This is a genomic window from Deltaproteobacteria bacterium (assembly GCA_021737785.1).
Classification (GTDB): domain Bacteria; phylum Desulfobacterota; class DSM-4660; order Desulfatiglandales; family Desulfatiglandaceae; genus AUK324.
On record JAIPDI010000035.1, the window covers coordinates 23,687 to 41,274 of the forward strand.

Annotated in this window: 14 protein-coding genes; 1 reads left to right on the forward strand and 13 read right to left on the reverse strand. The window is 54.8% G+C overall.

The features are described 5' to 3' along the window. Positions 1–124 precede the first annotated feature (124 nt). The 5 genes from K9N21_16565 to K9N21_16585 form a co-directional block, all read right to left on the reverse strand. Entirely contained in the window at positions 125–649 is a 525-nt protein-coding gene (locus K9N21_16565; protein MCF8145527.1) for a DUF302 domain-containing protein, read from the reverse strand. 196 nt (positions 650–845) lie between these two features. Beyond that, on the reverse strand, positions 846–1,322 hold the full coding sequence (locus K9N21_16570; protein ID MCF8145528.1) for a hypothetical protein: 477 nt from the start codon (positions 1,320–1,322) through the stop codon (positions 846–848). A 224-nt stretch (positions 1,323–1,546) separates the two neighbouring features. Then, positions 1,547–1,930 carry a hypothetical protein gene (locus tag K9N21_16575; protein ID MCF8145529.1) on the reverse strand — a complete coding sequence of 128 codons (384 nt, stop codon included), beginning with the start codon at positions 1,928–1,930 and terminating at the stop codon, positions 1,547–1,549. A 34-nt stretch (positions 1,931–1,964) separates the two neighbouring features. Continuing rightward, a complete protein-coding gene (locus K9N21_16580; GenBank protein ID MCF8145530.1) occupies positions 1,965–2,573 on the reverse strand; it encodes a hypothetical protein in 609 nt (202 codons plus the stop codon). A 126-nt stretch (positions 2,574–2,699) separates the two neighbouring features. Further along, positions 2,700–5,198 (reverse strand): plasma-membrane proton-efflux P-type ATPase, encoded by a 2,499-nt coding sequence (locus K9N21_16585; protein ID MCF8145531.1) that lies wholly within the window; start codon positions 5,196–5,198, stop codon positions 2,700–2,702. A 633-nt stretch (positions 5,199–5,831) separates the two neighbouring features. Here K9N21_16585 and K9N21_16590 point away from each other — a divergent pair. Beyond that, positions 5,832–6,488, forward strand: coding sequence for a magnesium transporter (locus K9N21_16590; GenBank protein MCF8145532.1), 657 nt, complete (start codon positions 5,832–5,834; stop codon positions 6,486–6,488). A gap of 371 nt (positions 6,489–6,859) precedes the next feature. Here the strand turns inward: K9N21_16590 and K9N21_16595 are convergent, their stop codons facing one another. The 8 genes from K9N21_16595 to K9N21_16630 form a co-directional block, all read right to left on the reverse strand. Beyond that, on the reverse strand, positions 6,860–9,952 hold the full coding sequence (locus K9N21_16595) for a CusA/CzcA family heavy metal efflux RND transporter (GenBank protein ID MCF8145533.1): 3,093 nt from the start codon (positions 9,950–9,952) through the stop codon (positions 6,860–6,862). Positions 9,953–10,033: 81 nt separating this feature from the next. Beyond that, positions 10,034–11,293 carry an efflux RND transporter periplasmic adaptor subunit gene (locus tag K9N21_16600; protein ID MCF8145534.1) on the reverse strand — a complete coding sequence of 420 codons (1,260 nt, stop codon included), beginning with the start codon at positions 11,291–11,293 and terminating at the stop codon, positions 10,034–10,036. Continuing rightward, positions 11,290–12,669 (reverse strand): TolC family protein, encoded by a 1,380-nt coding sequence (locus K9N21_16605; GenBank protein MCF8145535.1) that lies wholly within the window; start codon positions 12,667–12,669, stop codon positions 11,290–11,292. The genes K9N21_16600 and K9N21_16605 overlap by 4 nt, the downstream gene beginning before the upstream one ends. 143 nt (positions 12,670–12,812) lie before the next feature. Continuing rightward, on the reverse strand, positions 12,813–13,232 hold the full coding sequence (locus tag K9N21_16610; GenBank protein ID MCF8145536.1) for a hypothetical protein: 420 nt from the start codon (positions 13,230–13,232) through the stop codon (positions 12,813–12,815). A 161-nt stretch (positions 13,233–13,393) separates the two neighbouring features. Further along, positions 13,394–14,710: a hypothetical protein gene (locus tag K9N21_16615; protein ID MCF8145537.1), complete on the reverse strand. Its 1,317-nt coding sequence runs from the start codon at positions 14,708–14,710 to the stop codon at positions 13,394–13,396. Beyond that, a complete protein-coding gene (locus tag K9N21_16620; GenBank protein MCF8145538.1) occupies positions 14,707–15,441 on the reverse strand; it encodes an outer membrane lipoprotein-sorting protein in 735 nt (244 codons plus the stop codon). The genes K9N21_16615 and K9N21_16620 overlap by 4 nt, the downstream gene beginning before the upstream one ends. Before the next feature lie 111 nt (positions 15,442–15,552). Then, on the reverse strand, positions 15,553–16,791 hold the full coding sequence (locus K9N21_16625; protein MCF8145539.1) for an ABC transporter permease: 1,239 nt from the start codon (positions 16,789–16,791) through the stop codon (positions 15,553–15,555). After that, positions 16,784–17,488: an ABC transporter ATP-binding protein gene (locus tag K9N21_16630; GenBank protein MCF8145540.1), complete on the reverse strand. Its 705-nt coding sequence runs from the start codon at positions 17,486–17,488 to the stop codon at positions 16,784–16,786. Before K9N21_16630 ends, K9N21_16625 begins: the two co-directional genes overlap by 8 nt. Positions 17,489–17,588: the final 100 nt, after the last annotated feature.

Consider the following 17,588-nt stretch of genomic DNA (forward strand, 5'->3'; position numbering starts at 1 on the left):
TCCCATGAGGGTCCTGCCATTAAGGCCAAAAGGTCATCCTACTTTTTTCTGTTGGGCAGCGACAAAAAACAGGCTTGCAAATGCACCGCTCTCAACAAAACCGGGTCGCCGAATATACCCCGGATCAGCGGACCGTATTGGCGATGATCTCCGCTATTTCTTTGTCTGACGCCAGCATCACCTCGGCTACCCCGGTGAGCATCATTTCTGTGACGGCAGCGGCATTCATTCGGGCGATGAACACCTTCCCGTCGGATTTCTGGTAGATACTCACACGGCAGGGCATGAACGCGGAAAACGGGCGATAGTCGTCATTGCTCAGAATTCGAGAACTGTGCTTGCCGCTGCACACATCAAGTACCACCACAGGGTGTAGGGTGAAACCACGCTCGGAGAGCACACCCGCCAGATTGTTCACATTAAGCAGACTCCACCCAGCCTTGCTCACTTCTTCCTTGAAAGCCTTGAGGGTTTCGGGAAACGATTTTTTACTCTGTATGACCTGGACCAGTTGGGGCCGATCACCTGAGATCCCTTGGGCCAAAGCCAGGCCCGGTAACATACAAATGGCAAAGAACAGCACCAGACCGGCGGCTATTCGTTGGCGGATCGTGTGCCTGGGTTTTGAAAACGCCATTTCTTTAGTCATGGGAAACTCTCCTTTTTTATGGTTGGGTTAATCCGCCGCTCTTTACGAATGGCGCGATTAAGGCTGACAGAAGCCTACTCGCTGTTTATCGGCTATCATCTCTCTTTCTGAACACCCGGCATTTGGGTTCCGGGGTAAGCTTGGTCGCTGCAACGGACCTCAGACGGTCTCTTGAAACCGTTTACTGGGTGCCGGTTCATGCTCCAAGTGCAGCCACAAGGTCTCCAACCCAGTGGGTGATAACGATGACGACGACGGCTATCAGGACATGCTCGCCAACTGCCTTCCATGGTCGCTCACCCCGAGACTTTGCAATGAAGTAGCTCAGAACCATAAGAACGGACAATCCCCACGCAAGACACACGACGATGGCTGTCAAGAGAGGTAGAAAAAGGACCGGCACTACGAAAGTCATAGCGAACATGAATTTTGCCATGAAGGTTGCGATGGTGGCACCCCATATTTGCCTTAACGTGTAAACATTTTTTGATTCCTCTGAAATATGTATGCCAAGGGCATCCGAAAAGGCGTCGGCAATGGCGATGGTGAAAACACCTCCGAGAACCACCAGCTTTGACCCTGTGCCAGAGTGCAGGCCTACCATCAGCCCAAGTGTGGTAATAACAGCTGATGTGAGCCCAAACGAAATGCCGGTGCGCAACGAATCCTTCATATTGATGTCCTCACCTTAACGCCCAATGAAGATTAGCGCAGATTGATCTGCACAAAAAGATAGATTTCGGATTTCTACCGCATAAGACCCGTTTTGGCGGTGATCCGGTCTGTTTCAACCCTAGGCTGTCACTCGATAATTGTCAATGACAAGAATTCGTTGCACATCCGCTCATGGATGTAACGTATGATACGCTTGGTCTCTCATTGCGCTCTTTTCGCTCTTCATCTTAAAGGCAGCTTTACCGTAAAGGTCATACCCGCTTCAGCATTTCTCTGAAAGCTGATCTCGCCTCCGTGCGCCTGCACGATTTTCTTGACAATGGGCAGACCCAAACCGGTTCCCCCCTTTTTCTTTGAAAAAAAGGGTTGAAATACCTTGTCTTCGTCTTCCATATCGATTCCACTACCCCTGTCAATCACGTGTATATTCGCCCACCCAGTCTCTTTGGTCGTCTTAATAGTGACGAGCCCTCCCGGTGGACTGGCCTCCAGGGCGTTTACCGTAAGATTTAAGAGCACCTGTTTGAATTTCTGACTGTCCATGGAAAGCGTGGGCAAAGAGGGTTCCAGGTCAGCCTTTAACTCGACTCGAAGCTTTCCCGTCATTGGACTGCTGGTCTTTAGGATTTCCCCCACAAGGTCATTCAAATCTGTTTCGGAGTGCTATATCTCCATAGGTCGTCCAAAATCCAACATCTTCCTGACCATGGATTTGAGACGTGCCGTTCCGTGGCCTGAATACCTCGGATATGTCCACGGGTGCATCAAAGCTCAGGAAATAGTCGCGATAGCGCTCATCGCCGTTCAGGTATCCCTGGAACCATGCGGACCGGCTCGACACATGGTTCATGACCAGATCGGCCATAAGGCGATAGTCTCTTCCGATAGCCTGGATATCATCCCAGTCACCGAATTCAGGGGCCACGGTGCTATAATCTATCACAGAAAAGCCGGCATCCGAGCTGCTCGGGAAAAAGGGAAGAATATGCACACAGGTAACGGCCGATTTTACATAAGTCTTCAAAAACCGGTGAAGGGTGCGAAGCGGTTTTTCCCCTGTCGCGCAAAGGGTGTCGGGATAGGTGATCAAAATGGCATCATCTTCACTGAGCGAAATCCTGTCGCCGTATTGTTTTCTCTTTTCGAGAATGATCTCGTGATCTTGATGCCTTTCGATCGTTCGGATAACGCGATCCAGGATCTGGAGTGCATCTTTATCCGGATAGAGCTTTCCCAGGATCGTTTTCATGTGATTCTGAAATACGTACTGGTTCATCAAACCATCCTCTATCGGATACCGCGGGATTGGGAGGCGCCGCTTGCTACGGGGCTCAAGAAAAACACAGCTCACTATTGCCAGCCCGGCACATGAAGATTATGGACGGTGAAGGGAAGCCTGAATACGCTCCAGAAAACTCCGGTGGTGTCTACTGCTCAATTCCAGATGCCGGTAAAGGTGCAATTTGGCCGTGTCTTCAATAAACATCCAGATGAGGCAATAGACCCATATGAAGCCCACATAGGACCATGGGATCGCCTCCACCAAGAAGCCAAAGCCCACAATTGCAGCGGCTGCCAGCTGGGTTCCCAGAATAGCCGCGAACAGAACCGGCGAAGGGTGCGGCGCCTGGTAGAACCTTTTCTTCGTGCGTACGACAAACAACGTCAGGTGACCTGCCACAGCCAGCTTGAGGTAGATAAAAGACTGAAGCTGTGCCTGGGTGAGATCCAGGGCAAGCTTTCCGATGAGCAGGAGACCGAAGGTCTCAATGACACCTATCAATCCGAGCACCGTGGATATGGTAAGGACACGACGCATATCCCATCTTACCGGATTTGGGTCAAGCCAGGTATTGTCTTTGGCGATGGTCATGATGGGCAAGTCATTCAAAAGGGCGAGGAGAATGATCATGATCGTGTTGATCGGGTAGAAATTAAACGCCACCATGGCCGCGACAACAAAAAACATGATACGGATGGTTTCGGTGATGCGGTAAACGGCGTAGCTGTTCATCCGTTCGAATATTCGTCGGGCTTCCTCGATTGCTGTGATAATCACCGATAACCCCGGTGCGGTAAGTACGAGAGAGGCCGCGGACTGGGCGGCATTTGTGGCTCCGGATACGGCAATCCCTACCTCCGCCTGCTTGAGGGCGGGGGCATCATTTACCCCGTCTCCTGTCATCCCCACGAGGTGGTCTCGCTCCTGTAGAGCCCTGACAATGCCGTACTTATGCTCGGGAAAGACCTCTGCAAAACCGTCAGACTGCTCTATCCTGGTCACGGTCTCGCTGCTGAGTTTCTCAAGGTCGACGTCTCCGGCAAATATTTGTTCAGCGGATTGGATATTCGGTTTCATGCCCAGCTGACGCGAGATTTCTCTGGCAATAGCCACATTGTCGCCCGTAACCATCTTCAGGTCAACCCCATGATCTTTTGCCCGTTTGATTGTTTCCGCAGAGTCCTCTCGCGGAGGATCGTAGAGGGGTAAAATCCCAAGCAGACGCCAGTCCCTGCCTTCTTTGCTCCCCCGGGCGACGGCCAAGGTGCGGAAACCTTTGGATGCAAGGTCGTCAACAACCTGCTGGCTTCGCTTCCTTGATTCTGAAGACATTTCGCAGAGCTTGAAGATAACCTGCGGCGCCCCTTTAGAGATCTTGAACACTTCTTCGCCCCTTCTGACGGTGGCCTCCACACGTTTGCTCACCGGATCAAAAGGAACAAATTCGACCTGCTTGTAGGATTCGAGTGCGGTTTTGTCTCTAAGGGCTGCCAATATGGCCATGTCAATTGCATCCTGGTCTTCCTCCTTTGACGCCAATGCAGCTGCAATCACCAATTCGTCGATCTTCTCGGCCTCGACGATTATGGGGTCTCCCAGAGTGAGCTTATTTTGGGTCAAGGTTCCGGTCTTGTCTGAGCAGAGGATGTCAATTCCCGCGATCTCCTCTATGGACTGAAGGCGAGTCACGATCGCTTTGCTATGGGAGAGGGCAAGGGCGCCCAGGGCCATGGTAACGGAGAGTACTGCGGGCATGGCCACGGGGATAGCGGCTACGACCAATATGAGGACGAATTGGAACACCGTGAGAAAAGGATCCCCTCGAAAAAGCTGGGTCAGGACTAAAATGCCCGCCAACCCCAGGCTCATATAGATCAAATAGTCACCGATGGTGAGAACGGCCTTCTGGAAATGAGAGACTGCCCCTGCGGATTCGACCAGCTTCGCAGTTCGGGCGAAATAGGTCTTCTCCCCCGTGACAACCACCACGGCATTCATCTCCCCTTTTTTTGCAACAGAACCTGAATAGACAATGTCTCCAGATTCCTTCTCCACGGGTAAGGACTCCCCGGTAAGGGCTGACTCATCAGCGCTCAAATAGTCGCCGTCAAACAGCTTTCCATCAGCAGGGACAATATCGCCGCCTTTGATCCGAATGACATCTCCGGGGACCAGCTCACGCGCAGAGACTTCTTGCCATCTCCCCCCGCGCTTCACCCGTGCCTTGAGCGCCAACTGCTCCTTGAGGGCTTCCAGGGCATTTGCCGCCTGATGTTCCTGCCAGTACCCAACCAGCGCATTGAAACACAGCATGACAAAAATAATAATAGAGTCTGTCCAATGCCGAACGATCACGGAAAGAGTCGCAGCGGCCTCTATCATCCAGGGTATGGGACCCCAGAAGTAGCCCAAAAATTTAAGGAGAGGGTTCTCCTTTTTCTCCTCGATGGTGTTCGGTCCGTACTGATCGAGGCGCTCTATGGCCTGTTCCGGGCTAAGGCCTTCCCGGTTGCTCTCGAGGTTTTGGAGAACCTCCTCAATGTCTTTGCCGCCGGCATCACCGATACTGTCATGACTTGATTGCGAAACCATGGAACACGCCCTCCCTTCACCGTGACCCGGCCAACCCAGATGTATCAAGAAACTTGGGCATAGGCTTTCACGTATATTCCCAGGAGAAAAAAATGGGGGTCGGATCTTGATTTGTCAATTGAGGAAACTCCTGTCTTCCCTTCCCTCTCCGTAAAGCCTCCTTCACAGGGTATCCCCCCAGGCGGGATCGAACTTTAACGAGTTTTACAGCCACCCCTTTCGTTTAAAATAAATATTTTGATCCGCATAAGAATGATTGGCTGCTGGTTCATGCTCCGAGTGTAGCCACCCAATCCCAAACCCAGTGGGTGATGGCAATGACAGCGATGGCTATCAGGACATGCTCGCCAACTGCCTTCCATGGCCGCTCACCCCGAGACTTTGCAATGAAGTAGCTCAGAACCATAAGAACGGACAATCCCCACGCAAGACACACGACGATGGCTGTCAAGAGAGGCAGGAAAAGAACCGGCACTACGAAAGTCATGGCGAACATGAATTTTGCCATGAATGTTGCGATGGTGGCACCCCATATTTGCCTTAACGTGTAAACATTAATGCGGAGCGATTCCCCAGATCCACTTCATGCACCCTATCATACACCCATCATGATCTCAGGACACTTAAAATTTCATGGCCATTGCCGGGAGCCATGAAACAGGCACTTATCTCAAGACCTCTTCCTGGGGCCATTTCAAAAACCGATGCCTCTGGCTCATCGCCCTGGCGGCCCTGGGCCTGGTTTCGGGCTATATTGTGCAAAGCTATGAAGGACTGCTTCTCCAGTTTGCGGTTCTGGCCACCTTCATGCCCATGCTGGCGGATACGGGGGGCAACAGCGGGAGTCAGTCCGCAACACTCGTCGTCCGCGCCCTTGCCGTCCGGGAGGTATCCACGGGCGACATCCTGAAGCTGCTCTGGAAGGAGTTCAAGGTGGGCGTTCCGTTAGCTCTTCACCTCTCCCTGGGTCAGTGCCACCAATTTCGCAATATCGTGGCCATCCCCAGCGAGGTTTACCCCTACCTCAAAGCGGGTCCTACGGCGTGGCCCTTGACCTGGGTGGTGATCGTCGGCACCCTGCCGGGGGTCTTCACCGGATATTATCTGCGGGTTCTGTACCTGCCCGACCCGAAGGCCTTACCATTGCCATCCGATTTTCTACCTGCCGGCAATTGCGGCATTATCATCACAATGGTATGTCTCAACCGAGGGGGTTTTGGTCTTGTGAAATGCCAACCGAACCACGGTTCCCTTGGGAGGCCTGAGAGGAAGACTTACCTGAAATCGTGATTCACGGCCCCCTTTTCTAGGGATAATTCGCGGGTAATATAACACGCTGAGGGATTGGAGGAGTCCGCCTTCCGCACTTACAATGGCAATATCGATATGCCCCAGGCTGAAACCCCGGAAACGCGTGCACTTCACCTTCCCGCTGATCACAAGTTCATCGCCGTTCTGGTAGACGGTCGGCCTGGAAATGCAGCTCGTTTCAGGATCAATGCGCTCCACAGTAACAAGGCCCTGGTCAACGAGGTTCACTCTACCGGATGCGCATCCCACCCCCCCTGTGATCATCCCAACGAGGATCAATACCAGCGCCATACACCCCCCTGTCATCTTCATAAATGCCTCCTTATGGTTGCCGGATACGTCTTTTGGTGTTATGGAACCCTTCTCCTCTCGATCCAGGCGTACATGGCCGGAATGATGAAGAGCGTCAGGAAGGTTGAGGTAGCGAGTCCGAAGGCGACCACAACGGCAAGGGGCCGTTGCACCTCCGATCCGATGCCTCGGGCCAGGAGAAGGGGCAACAACCCTAAAATAGTGGTGATCGCCGTCATCAGGACCGGACGAAGGCGAAGGAGCCCCCCTTCCATGACCGCCTCTTTCACCCCCCTCCCCTCCTTCCGAAGTCCATTCATGATGCTTACAAGGACCACGCCGTTTTGAACCGCAATGCCGAACAGGGCGATAAATCCGACCGAGGCGGGTACCGAAAGATACTCCCCGGTTGCAAGGAGTCCGAAAATGCCGCCCATCAGCGCCAGGGGAATGTTGAGGATGATCATAAAGGCATGGCGAAGGGTTCCGAAGGAGATCCAGAGCATGATGAATACCGCAGCCATGACAGAGGGCACAATAATCGCCAGGCGCGCCATGGCCCGTTGTTGATTTTCGAACTGGCCGCCATATTCGATATAATAGCCGGGCGGCAGAACCACCTCCCGGGCAATGGCCTGGCGGATGTCGCTGAAGACGCCCCCCAGGTCCCTTCCCCGCACATTCCCCTGCACGATCCAGCGCCTTTGATTTCTTTCCCTGCTGATCTGCATCGGTCCTGTGACCCGTTTGATCTGTGCTACTTGGGAAAGCCTGATAAGGGACCCGTCCCGGGTGTGAATCAGCAGCGCTTTCAAGGCGTCGGCATCGGCCCGGTAAGCTTCCTGATAACGGATATGGATGCCGAAACGCCTGGTGTTAAGGTAGATATGGTCCACCACCTCACCGCCCACGGCCATTTCCACAATTTGGAGGATCTGTCCCACCGTGATCCCGAATCGGGAGCAGGCGTCGCGATCTGCAATAATCTGCAGCTGGGGCTGACCCAGTGCCTCTTCTTTGGTCAAATCCGCCAGACCGGGAATGGCCTCGATGGCCTCCTGGATCTCCCCGGCCTTCTCCTTCAGAATGCCCAGGTCTTCCCCGAACAGCTTTATGGCCAGCTGGGCCTTGACACCGGAAAGGAGTTCATCAAAGGCATTTTGGATGGGCTGCGTGAAGCTCAGCTTTACCCCTTTATACGCGGAAAGGTCCCGGTTGAGGGCCTGGATGAGTCTTTTTTTGCTTTGGTGATCCGGCCATTCTGCCATCGGTTTGAGTTTCAGGTGAATCTCTGCATAGTTGACGGGATGCGGGTGACTCCCTGCCTCGGGACGGCCGATTCGAGACACGGTTTCCTGAATCTCTCCATGATTCATGATGCGCCGCTCCAGCGTCATGACAGTCTCTGTAGCCTTTTTCAAGGAGATGGAAGGGGCCATTGTAACGCCGATCATGATGGAGCCTTCTTCGAGGGTGGGGATAAACTCGGTGCCGATAAGCGGGAGTGCGGCCAGGCTCGCAAGAAATGCCAGGAGGCTGAAACCGACCACAAAATATTTCTTTCCGATAGCCCAGGTGAGCATGGGGCGGTATACCTTTTTGAGCCGGGTCATAAAAGCGAACTCCTTCTTGGCCCCTTTTTTGAGTAAGAAAGAAGACAGGACCGGTGCCACGAAAAGGGCGACCAAAAGGGAACCGAAAAGGGCAAAACAGATGGTGAAGGCCATCGGTCTGAACATCTTTCCTTCTATATCCTGGAGTAAAAAAATCGGGAGAAAGACGATAAGGATGATGAAGATGGAAAAAACAATCGGCCGGCTCACCTCTTTGGCAGCCTTGAGAACCGTATGAATTCTGCTTTCCTTCTCGTTTTTCGGGTCACAGAGGTGACGATAGATATTTTCCACCATGACGATGGCGCCATCCGCAAGCATGCCGATGCCGATGGCTATCCCTCCCAGGCTCATGAGATTGGCTGAAATGCCGTATGCCCTCATGCAGATGATGGAAATGAGGACGCAGAGGGGGAGGGAGAGGGCAACCACCAGCGCGGAGCGGAGGTTGCCCAGGAACACAAGAAGCGTCAGCAGGACCAGCACCGCCCCCTGAATCAGGGCCTTTTTCACGGTCCACGTGGCCAGATGCACCAGTTCGGCCTGCTCGTAGTAGGGAACCAGGGTAACGCCGGGAGGCAACGCCTTTTGCACCTCCGCCACCTTGCCGTAGAGTCTTTCGATCACCTGGGAGCTGTTTTCACCAAACAGTTTGAGAACGATGCCGGAGACCACCTCCTCCTGTCCGTTATGGGTGACGACGCCCCTGCGGATGGCATCCCCATAGCGCACCCTTGCCACGTCTTCCATCTTAACGGGCACGCCGTCCACCACCTTGATGGGGATGCCCCTGATATCGTCCAGGTCCTGTAACAGCCCGATCCCCCGGACCAGGTGCTCTTCGGAGCCCAGCACCAGAAACTGGCCGCCGGCATTTCGGTTGTTCGCCCTCACCGATTCCACCAGGTCCGCCAGCGAAATAGAATACTTGTGCAAGGCATCAGGATCTACCCGGATCTGATATTGAAGGACATGTCCCCCCATGGAGAGGATATCCGTTACACCGGAAACAGTCCCGAGTTGAAATTTGACGACCCAGTCGTTGATGGTTCGCAGATAGGCGTCCGGATCCATTCCCCCGGTGTCTGCATCGCCATCGAGGGTCAGATAATAGATGAAAATCTGCCCGAGACCGGTGGATATGGGCCCCAGAATCGGGGGTTCCTCCATCTCCGGCAGTTCCGCCACAGCGCTCGCCAGTCTTTCGGATACCAGCTGCCTCGCGAAATAGATGTCCACGTCCTCATTAAAGTAAACGTAGACAACGGCCATACCGAATGCGGATGTGGACTTGATTTGGGCGACGTCCGGCAGGCCGTTCATGGCGGATTCAATCGGATAGGTAATGAGACGCTCCATCTCTTCGGGGGCCATGCCATGTGCTTCCGCAAAGATGGGCACCATGATGGGTGATATGTCCGGAAATGCCTCTACCGGCATTTTTTCATATTCGTACACGCCCACGCCGATAACCCCTACGATGGCCAGGAGTACCAGCATACGGGACTTCATGGCTGCTTCAACCAGTCTGTTGATCATTTTGGTCCCCTTTTCCGGCCGACTTATGCCCTTCAGGAAATGTCCGATGGATCGTTGCCGGCGGTTGCTGCCCGCTTCTGCCTAGTGGCCATGTCCTGCATGATCCCCCAAGGTTTCGGACAGCATGGCGGCCTTGAGTTCAAAGGCCCCCTCAGCCACGTATGGATCCTCTGCGGATAAACCGGAAACGATCTCTACATGCTTCCGGTCGGATCTGTTTAGGGAAACGGCCTTCGCCTCAAATCCCTCTTCTGCAGGGACAAAGACCACATGTTGGTCGGTGATGGTTTGAACCGCATCTTTGGAGACCACCACGGGGAATTCCTCTGACTCCGAATATATCCCGGCGGTGACAAAGCGTCCGGGTCTCCAGTCTCCCCCCGGGTTGTGAAGCGTTACCATGCCGGTGGCCGTTCGGGTCTCTTCATCGACCACAGGGGAGATATAGGAGAGGTTGCCATCGGCCCCCTCCATGCCGTCGTCCCCCGAAATGCGCACGGGCATTCCCTTTTTCAGCAGGGAAAGATCCTTCTGGTGCACGTAGACCCTCACCCAGACGGCATCCATATCCGCCACCCGGTAAACCACCCTGTCACTCTCCACCATCTCTCCAAGGGTGAGGTTTTTTTCCAGGACCTCTCCTTTCAGGGGAGAAACGATTTCGTAGCGGGTCAGAGAGGTATCTGATTGTTGAGGCAATCGATCCACCGCGGTCATGGACAGGCCCAGTGCCAGCAGCTGCTGTTTTGCGGATCGTTTTTCGATTCGAGCGGCTGCAAGGGCCTGCTTCGCCTCCAGATAATCCTCTTCGGACGAGATCTGCTTCTTCCACAGTTTCTCCTCACGAACAAACCGCGTTTGGGCCAGAACCACCTTCTCCAGGGCGGCGAAATAGGCCGCCTTGGCATCGGCCAACTCGCGACTCTCCAGGACCGCCATCACCTCCCCTTTGCGAACAGGGTCGCCGATTCGCTTTGAAATCTGCTTCACGTACCCGGACACATAGGGCGTCACATGGGCGACGCGATCCCCGTCCAGAAGGATTTCGCCCTTAAGCCTCAAGGCGTTTTGAAGCCTGCCGGGTCCCGCTGTTGCCACGACGATCCCCAGGGTCCGGATCTGCTCCTCGCTCAGGGAGACATGGGTCCCGGGTTCATGGTCCTGTTCCGCCTCATGGACCTCCATGACCGGTGGTGTGAGATCCTTCTCTCTGTGGGCCTCTGTTCCATGAATCGGGTCCGCGGCATGCTTGGCCCCGGCGATCCGTCCATGGTAGAGGACATAAAGGGCTGCCGCGGAGAGGACCACCGCAAGAGATGCAATGATGATTTTTCTTGTCATGAGTTTTCTCCATCTTCTTTGATGCCTGTCCCGGGGGTGATTTCCTCCATATTCATTCCGATCAGCCGCTCCATCCGGACGCGGGCCTGATGGTAGGCGGTGAGCGATTCCATATGGCGCAGTCGAGCGGCCACCAGGGTTCTCTGGGCATCCAGCATGTCCAGATAATCGAATTTTCCCAACCTGTAGCCCTCTCTGGTGGCCCCGAAGGCGGCCCGCGCGCCCGGGAGGACTTCATTCTGCAAAGCGGTCGCCTCCATCAAGGCCTTGGAAAGGCTCTGATAGGTTTCCGCCAGGGTGTTCACCACACTCCATTGGACGGCCCTCGCCTCCTCCCTGGCCTGAGACAATCGATCGCGGGCTTCAAGGGTCGCCCCCTGATTACGATTGAAGAGGGGTATGGGTATGGAAACCCCCATTACAAAGGCGGTATCGTCCATCTCATTGTGGTGTTTGGCCCCGAGGCTTACGGTCAGATCGGGGATTCCCCTGGCCTTTTCCAGCTCAATCTCAGCGATCCGTTGATGGATGGTCACGGTCCACCGCGCCACGTCCGGGTTCTGGGAGATGAGGGTTTCCAGAGTGTCCAAGGGGGGGATCGGGGCAAGCGCATCCAGATCTCCCCGGGCTTCCTGGAACTGGGGGGCGGCGGCTCCCCAGTTCCCTGAAAGCCGCCTTCGGGCCGCCTGGAGATCGAATGCGGCCTGCTTCAGATCAATTTGACGCGCCGCCCTTTCGACCCTGGACTTGATTTCTTCCACCGGTGATACCTTGCCTGCCTTCACCCTTTCGGATGTGGTGTTGAAGACCTCTTCGGCAAGATGAAGCAATTCCTTCATAAGCACGAGACGTTCCTGAGCTGAGAGGACGTCCACAAACGCAATGGCCACACGGGCCAGGACATCCGCGCGCCGAATATGGTAATCCCACCGGGCCAGATCGCGGGTGAGCGTCGCCGACGCGCTCCGCTTGGCGCGCTTTCCCCCAAGTTCAATCAACTGGTTGAGCTGAATCGTGGTCTCTGCGGCGTTGAAACCGCTCAACACCCCCGAGCCGCCGATGTCCTCTGTTTCCACCTCGATTTCAGGGTTGGGAAGGAGACCCGCCTGAAGGATGCGGCCCTCCATGGCCCGTTCTTCCCAGGAAGATGCCTTCAGATCAGGATTGTAATCCAGGGCCAGGGCGATCGCCTTTTGAAGGGTCAGGACCCCTCCATCAAGTAGGGCTTCCGTCCCAGCCCGGTCCTGAATCTCCCCGGTCGAGGGTGATTTCAACATCTGGCCCTGTGCCAGGCCCTTCGGACAATGGCAAAAGATGCCCAGCAACAGGAGGGGAATACCCATCCCCGTGGTGAATAGACTCGACTTCCAAAGCATTGCTGACCTCCTCGGTATACCCCGTCCTGCGAAAAAGAGGGCGGGCGCGTAAAACCCATTTTGGGATATGAATCCTTCGGCAGGTGCGAATGCAGACCGAAACCGCACCTGTAGGATCTTAAATGAGGGTTTTGAGGAGGTAATCAGATGATCAGAACAGTGGTCTTACGAAATGCTGGGGCTCCATCATTAAGGAGGGGAAAAGAGGAACCCTTTGACCAAGGCATGGTCACATGCGACGGGGGAATGGGAGCATCACCGCACGCCAGGACCGGCGTGTTAAGGGGGGTATCGGCGTCGCCTGAAAGATTTCTGATGGCATCCAGGCTGAGCGGAATATGCCGGTAAGTGGTATCCCTGTGCGCCTCGCAGGTCTCATACCGGGATGGATCGCAGGGATGATGCCCGTGCTGGGGAAAATCGCCCGGATGAAAATGGACGGCGCCTGTTTCATGATGGATGCATTCATGAATGCAGACAAGCATTCCCTGCACCGAACCTCCGGCCAGGAGGGACCATGTCAGAATCAATATTATAAAAGGGGTAAGGGGGTTTCTTTTCATATTTTCAATGCTCGTGTAAAAATATAGTCTTAACGGACCCATCTGTCAACAGGTCATCGGCACCGAGCGTCCGGAGAATTTTTTGAGCAATCAAATTATTTCCGAAGCCGCCATGAAAAAGGAACCACCGGACATTATTCCAGGATATGTTGGCCGCGGTATCAGAAAAAATACCGAAGCCGGAATTCCGCGCGCCAGTCACTCTGCTTTTCGCCGAACTCGGTCTGGTCCCCTCCCACGGGGATAACGCCCCGGAGCCTCAGTTCCAGGTTTGTGACGGGGCTGTAGTTGAGTTCGGGGATCAGGTTGAAGCTCCGGTCATTGAGGCAGACCATGGTGGTGAAGGCCGGGGTAAAGTAGAGGATGTCAAAGGGTTCTTTCTGCATAAGCCTGAGATAGAGGTAGTCCTTGAGCGGGTTGCGCCAGGTAAAGCCTTCTTTGGTGAGCCGGTTGATGGGGCCGAATAGGGAACGATCACCGGTCTGCTTGTAGGTGTCGTAGCCCCGCTCAATATAGGCGTACAGGTTCTTGAGATCGGCCGGGTCCACGCCCTCGCCGTTGTGGTAGTATTCAAAGATGGCGGTCAGATCGGTTTCCGTGAGATACCGCATCCCCACCAGATAACTCCAGACATCGGATTCATGGGTCAGGACCTGGCCGTTTTCCAGAAAGGTCATCTCCTGGAAATCCTGGATCCAGGCAACCTCGCCATGGATCTCCAGATTGGAGAGAAGGTTTTTGGAGAAGTCAAATCCCCATCTGGAGGTACGGCTGTCCCCGGTAAAGAAAACGAGGTCCAGGTCCGTGTCCCAGAGGAGGGCATAGAGCTTGGCCGCCACATTCAAGTGGCCGGTCTTCCCGAAGTCGTCGTTGAGGTCCTCGTAGACGGGAAGGATTATCGGGGTGAAGGCCAGGGTTTGGAGCGGCCCGTCAAAACTCCGGATGAAATCCCCCCCAAGAATATAGTAGCCTTCGAGGGCCTCTTCCGGGTCTTCCGGGTCCTTGGGACGATCCACAAAGGCGACCGGATTCCAGGCATATCCTTTCCCCCACTTGGTCACCCGCTTGCCTGCTTCCACGGCCATGTGCGGACCGGGCTTATAGGAAAGAAACCCTTCCATAAGGGTCATTTCGCCATGCCACCCGTCATGGTCGTGGATGAGAAAACTGTCCAGCCTGGCAAAGGCGCTCAGGTCTCCATAGTGTAGCGATCCTTCCAGCCGGGCCCCCACATCCGACTCCTCAAGGGCCGCCCCGGGCTCGTCCGGGAAGAACCGGAGCTTATATAGGGGGGAATCGCGGTCAAGCCCGGACACAGTGGGTTGGGCCTGGAGAAACCCGCCGAACGTATAGGGCTTCCTCTCCACCTCCTTTTCAATCTCGGAAAGGTCAAAGGTGGGGGGTTCCTCCGCCATGGATGTTCCGCACAGGAGGCCGACCAGACTCAGGGTCGCCATGAGGACCACCCCTATCCTCATCGAAGGCTCTCGAGTCTCGACATGAAGTTGAGGGTGAACGCCTCGTCCGGGATCTCCCTTGCCTCAATTTTGGCAAAGATCATGTAGGAGCGATATCCCTTGTAAAGCGGGCTGTCCGTCTCCATCACTGCCGGCCGCACAATCCCTCCCCCAAAGTCCTTCATCTCTTTGAAATAGAGGGTCTTGATGAGCATGGCGGCCTCGGTCAGACATTCGATTTTGGTGGGGAGCACCTTCTCCTTGTCCACCCACATGCGGAGCTGGTCATAGGCCACGGTCTTCGTCTTGGCCTTCAGGTGGAGAAGATGTTCCTTTTCCTGGTCCTCCACCCGAGTCACGTCATACTCTTGGGTGTAGTCCAGTTGCAGGATATCCGAGTTGTTGAAAACGCCGCCCACAACCGATTGAAGGCTTGTGATGCGGACCGGCTTTCCCACATTGGGGATGTAGAGCCACATGTTTTCTCCCAGCCTCAGGGTGGTCCGACCCTTGTCGCTGGCGGGGGAGATAAAGAGACCCGCGATCTTATCTCTTCCCTTTTTCACCGTAAAGAGGATGAACTCCTTCTTCCTGCCGTCCGGCTCCACGTTGACGAGCTTCCGGTACATCTCGTAGGAATCGGGCGCCAGATTTTTATCCACCTGGGCCAGGATCTCGTTTCCATCCATTGCATAGGCCGGGGTTGTCAGCGCCAGCAGGACTAAAATAATGAAAAAAAAGGTCTTCGTCATTCTAAACTCCTATCCTTAACCGCGAGAGACCCAAAAGAACTCTCTGAAAGTTGAACAACAATGGTTCGTTTTATTTCCTTACGCCTTGCGCCTCGTCCCTCCAGCCTTTCATTATACATGCCCCAGGGCCTCGATAGGGTCCATCCGTGCGGCCTTGAGGGCTGGCTGCAAACTTGCCAGGATGGACACGCCAATGACGATCCCCGAAATGGTGATGAGCGCCGCGGGATCGATGGTCGGCGCAAGGATGAGCCCGGTCTGCCGCCCGAAGTCAAAGGATATTCGTGCCCCATGGAGGGCGTAAATCGTCACACCGCTCAGGATGCTCCCGATGACGGCGCCGATGGCCCCCATGAGGAACCCTTCCAGAAGGAACATGGCGAGGATCTTCCTCGGCAGGGTCCCGATGGCGGCGATGGTCCCGATCTCCCGGACCCTTTCGTACACGGCCATGATCATCACGTTCATGATGCTGATGAGCACAATGGCCACCAGCATGATCTTGACGAACAGGGTCATCATGTCGATCATGCGGGCGATATTGTAGAAGGGTGAAATTTTCTCCCAGGTATGCACGTCAAAGATGGGCTTACCCTCCTTGTTCACATCGCCGGAAAGCCTTCCCGCCAGGGCAGCGAATACCTCATGAAGCCTTCCGAAATCCTTGACCCTCACGGCGATCTCGCTGATCTCGGGCGCCTCCATCCTCAGGATGTCCACGGCGTCATCCATGTGGACGTATCCGTCCCTCCCGCCGGGGCCGGTGGCGCTCTCCAGGATCGCGCCCACCTTGAGCTGTTTCCCGTTCACCGATCCATCCCGGTTGGTGGCGATGACCACCACCATGTCTCCCACCTTCACCTTCATGCCCCTGGCAAGAAGCTCCGGTACAAAAATCTCCCCCTTTTTGAGCGCTTTTTCACCTTCGATGACCCTGGACAGGAGGAGCGGGACCGTTTTTGCTTCCATTTCCGGATCCACTCCATTGAGCCGTATATTGGTGGTTTCAATGAAGTTGCTGAACATGCCGCCGAATTTGATCCTTTTAGAGTAGGCCTCAATCTCCGGCATCTCCTTCAGTACGGCTTCAACCTTTCGAACGGCCCCCGGTTTCAGGTTCATGGTAAGCGGCAGGGTGTCGATGGCGGCCAGATATCCTTTCCGATGAATCTGCAAATGACCCACAAAGGAATCCGTGATCTGGCCGATCATCATCCCCTTGAAGGAGCCTGTGACTGCCACGAAGCCCGTCACGAACAGGACCCCGATGACGATGAGGGACAGGGTCAACAGGGTTCTCCTCTTGTACCGGAACAGGTTCCTTCCTGCAATCTTGATGAGATTAGCCATTGCCTCGCCCTCCGTTGGTTCCGTTTGTTTTTAACACGCCATCTTCGATGCGGTAGATCCGCTCGGCTTCCCCGATGATCCGGTGGTCATGGGTTGAAAACACAAAGGTGGTCTCCAATTCATCCCGGATCTTCTTCATAAGCCTGAGGATCCCCATGGCCGTGTCGTGGTCCAGATTGGCCGTGGGTTCGTCGGCAAGCACCAGTTGGGGATGGGTCACCAGCGCCCTGGCAATGGCCACCCGCTGCTTCTGCCCGCCTGAGAGCTGGTCGGGCCGCTTTTTCTGCTGATCGCTCATCCCCACGGCCGCAAGAAGGTCCTCCACTTGTTTCCGCCGTCCGGATGCGGGGATATTCCGGACCACGATCAAGGGATATTCCACGTTCTCATAGGCGGTAAGTATGGGGATCAGGTTGAAGCTCTGAAAGATGAACCCGATGTGCGCTCCCCTGAAAAGGGCCGCATCCGTCTTGCCGAGCCCCGACACATCCATCCCGGCCACAAAAAGCCTGCCCCCGGACGGCTTGTCGAGACAGCCGATGAGATTCAGGAGCGTCGTTTTTCCGCTCCCCGAGGGTCCCACAAAAGAAACAAAGGCCCTTTTTTCAATGGAGAAGTTCACCTCTTTCAAGGCCTGTATGGACACCTCCCCGCTTTGATAGACCTTGCTTACATCTTTTCCCACGATCAGTTCCAATATACACCTCCGTTCATGTGGTTGAAAAAACATCTGAAGAGAAATTTCTTTCTTCGTGATCATCCCAGGCCAGCCTGCTCCACATGGCGAGCCTTATGAT

What these genes read in the sequence shown, in the direction of transcription:
- K9N21_16625 (MCF8145539.1), bottom strand. Translation starts at nt 16,791, where the DNA reads ATGGCTAATCTCATCAAGATTGCAGGAAGGAACCTGTTCCGGTACAAG.
- K9N21_16600 (MCF8145534.1), bottom strand. Translation starts at nt 11,293, where the DNA reads ATGACAAGAAAAATCATCATTGCATCTCTTGCGGTGGTCCTCTCCGCG.
- K9N21_16605 (MCF8145535.1), bottom strand. Translation starts at nt 12,669, where the DNA reads ATGCTTTGGAAGTCGAGTCTATTCACCACGGGGATGGGTATTCCCCTC.
- K9N21_16580 (MCF8145530.1), bottom strand. Translation starts at nt 2,573, where the DNA reads ATGAAAACGATCCTGGGAAAGCTCTATCCGGATAAAGATGCACTCCAG.
- K9N21_16620 (MCF8145538.1), bottom strand. Translation starts at nt 15,441, where the DNA reads ATGACGAAGACCTTTTTTTTCATTATTTTAGTCCTGCTGGCGCTGACA.
- K9N21_16610 (MCF8145536.1), bottom strand. Translation starts at nt 13,232, where the DNA reads ATGAAAAGAAACCCCCTTACCCCTTTTATAATATTGATTCTGACATGG.
- K9N21_16590 (MCF8145532.1), top strand. Translation starts at nt 5,832, where the DNA reads ATGGCCATTGCCGGGAGCCATGAAACAGGCACTTATCTCAAGACCTCT.
- K9N21_16585 (MCF8145531.1), bottom strand. Translation starts at nt 5,198, where the DNA reads ATGGTTTCGCAATCAAGTCATGACAGTATCGGTGATGCCGGCGGCAAA.
- K9N21_16565 (MCF8145527.1), bottom strand. Translation starts at nt 649, where the DNA reads ATGACTAAAGAAATGGCGTTTTCAAAACCCAGGCACACGATCCGCCAA.
- K9N21_16575 (MCF8145529.1), bottom strand. Translation starts at nt 1,930, where the DNA reads ATGACGGGAAAGCTTCGAGTCGAGTTAAAGGCTGACCTGGAACCCTCT.
- K9N21_16570 (MCF8145528.1), bottom strand. Translation starts at nt 1,322, where the DNA reads ATGAAGGATTCGTTGCGCACCGGCATTTCGTTTGGGCTCACATCAGCT.
- K9N21_16615 (MCF8145537.1), bottom strand. Translation starts at nt 14,710, where the DNA reads ATGAGGATAGGGGTGGTCCTCATGGCGACCCTGAGTCTGGTCGGCCTC.
- K9N21_16595 (MCF8145533.1), bottom strand. Translation starts at nt 9,952, where the DNA reads ATGATCAACAGACTGGTTGAAGCAGCCATGAAGTCCCGTATGCTGGTA.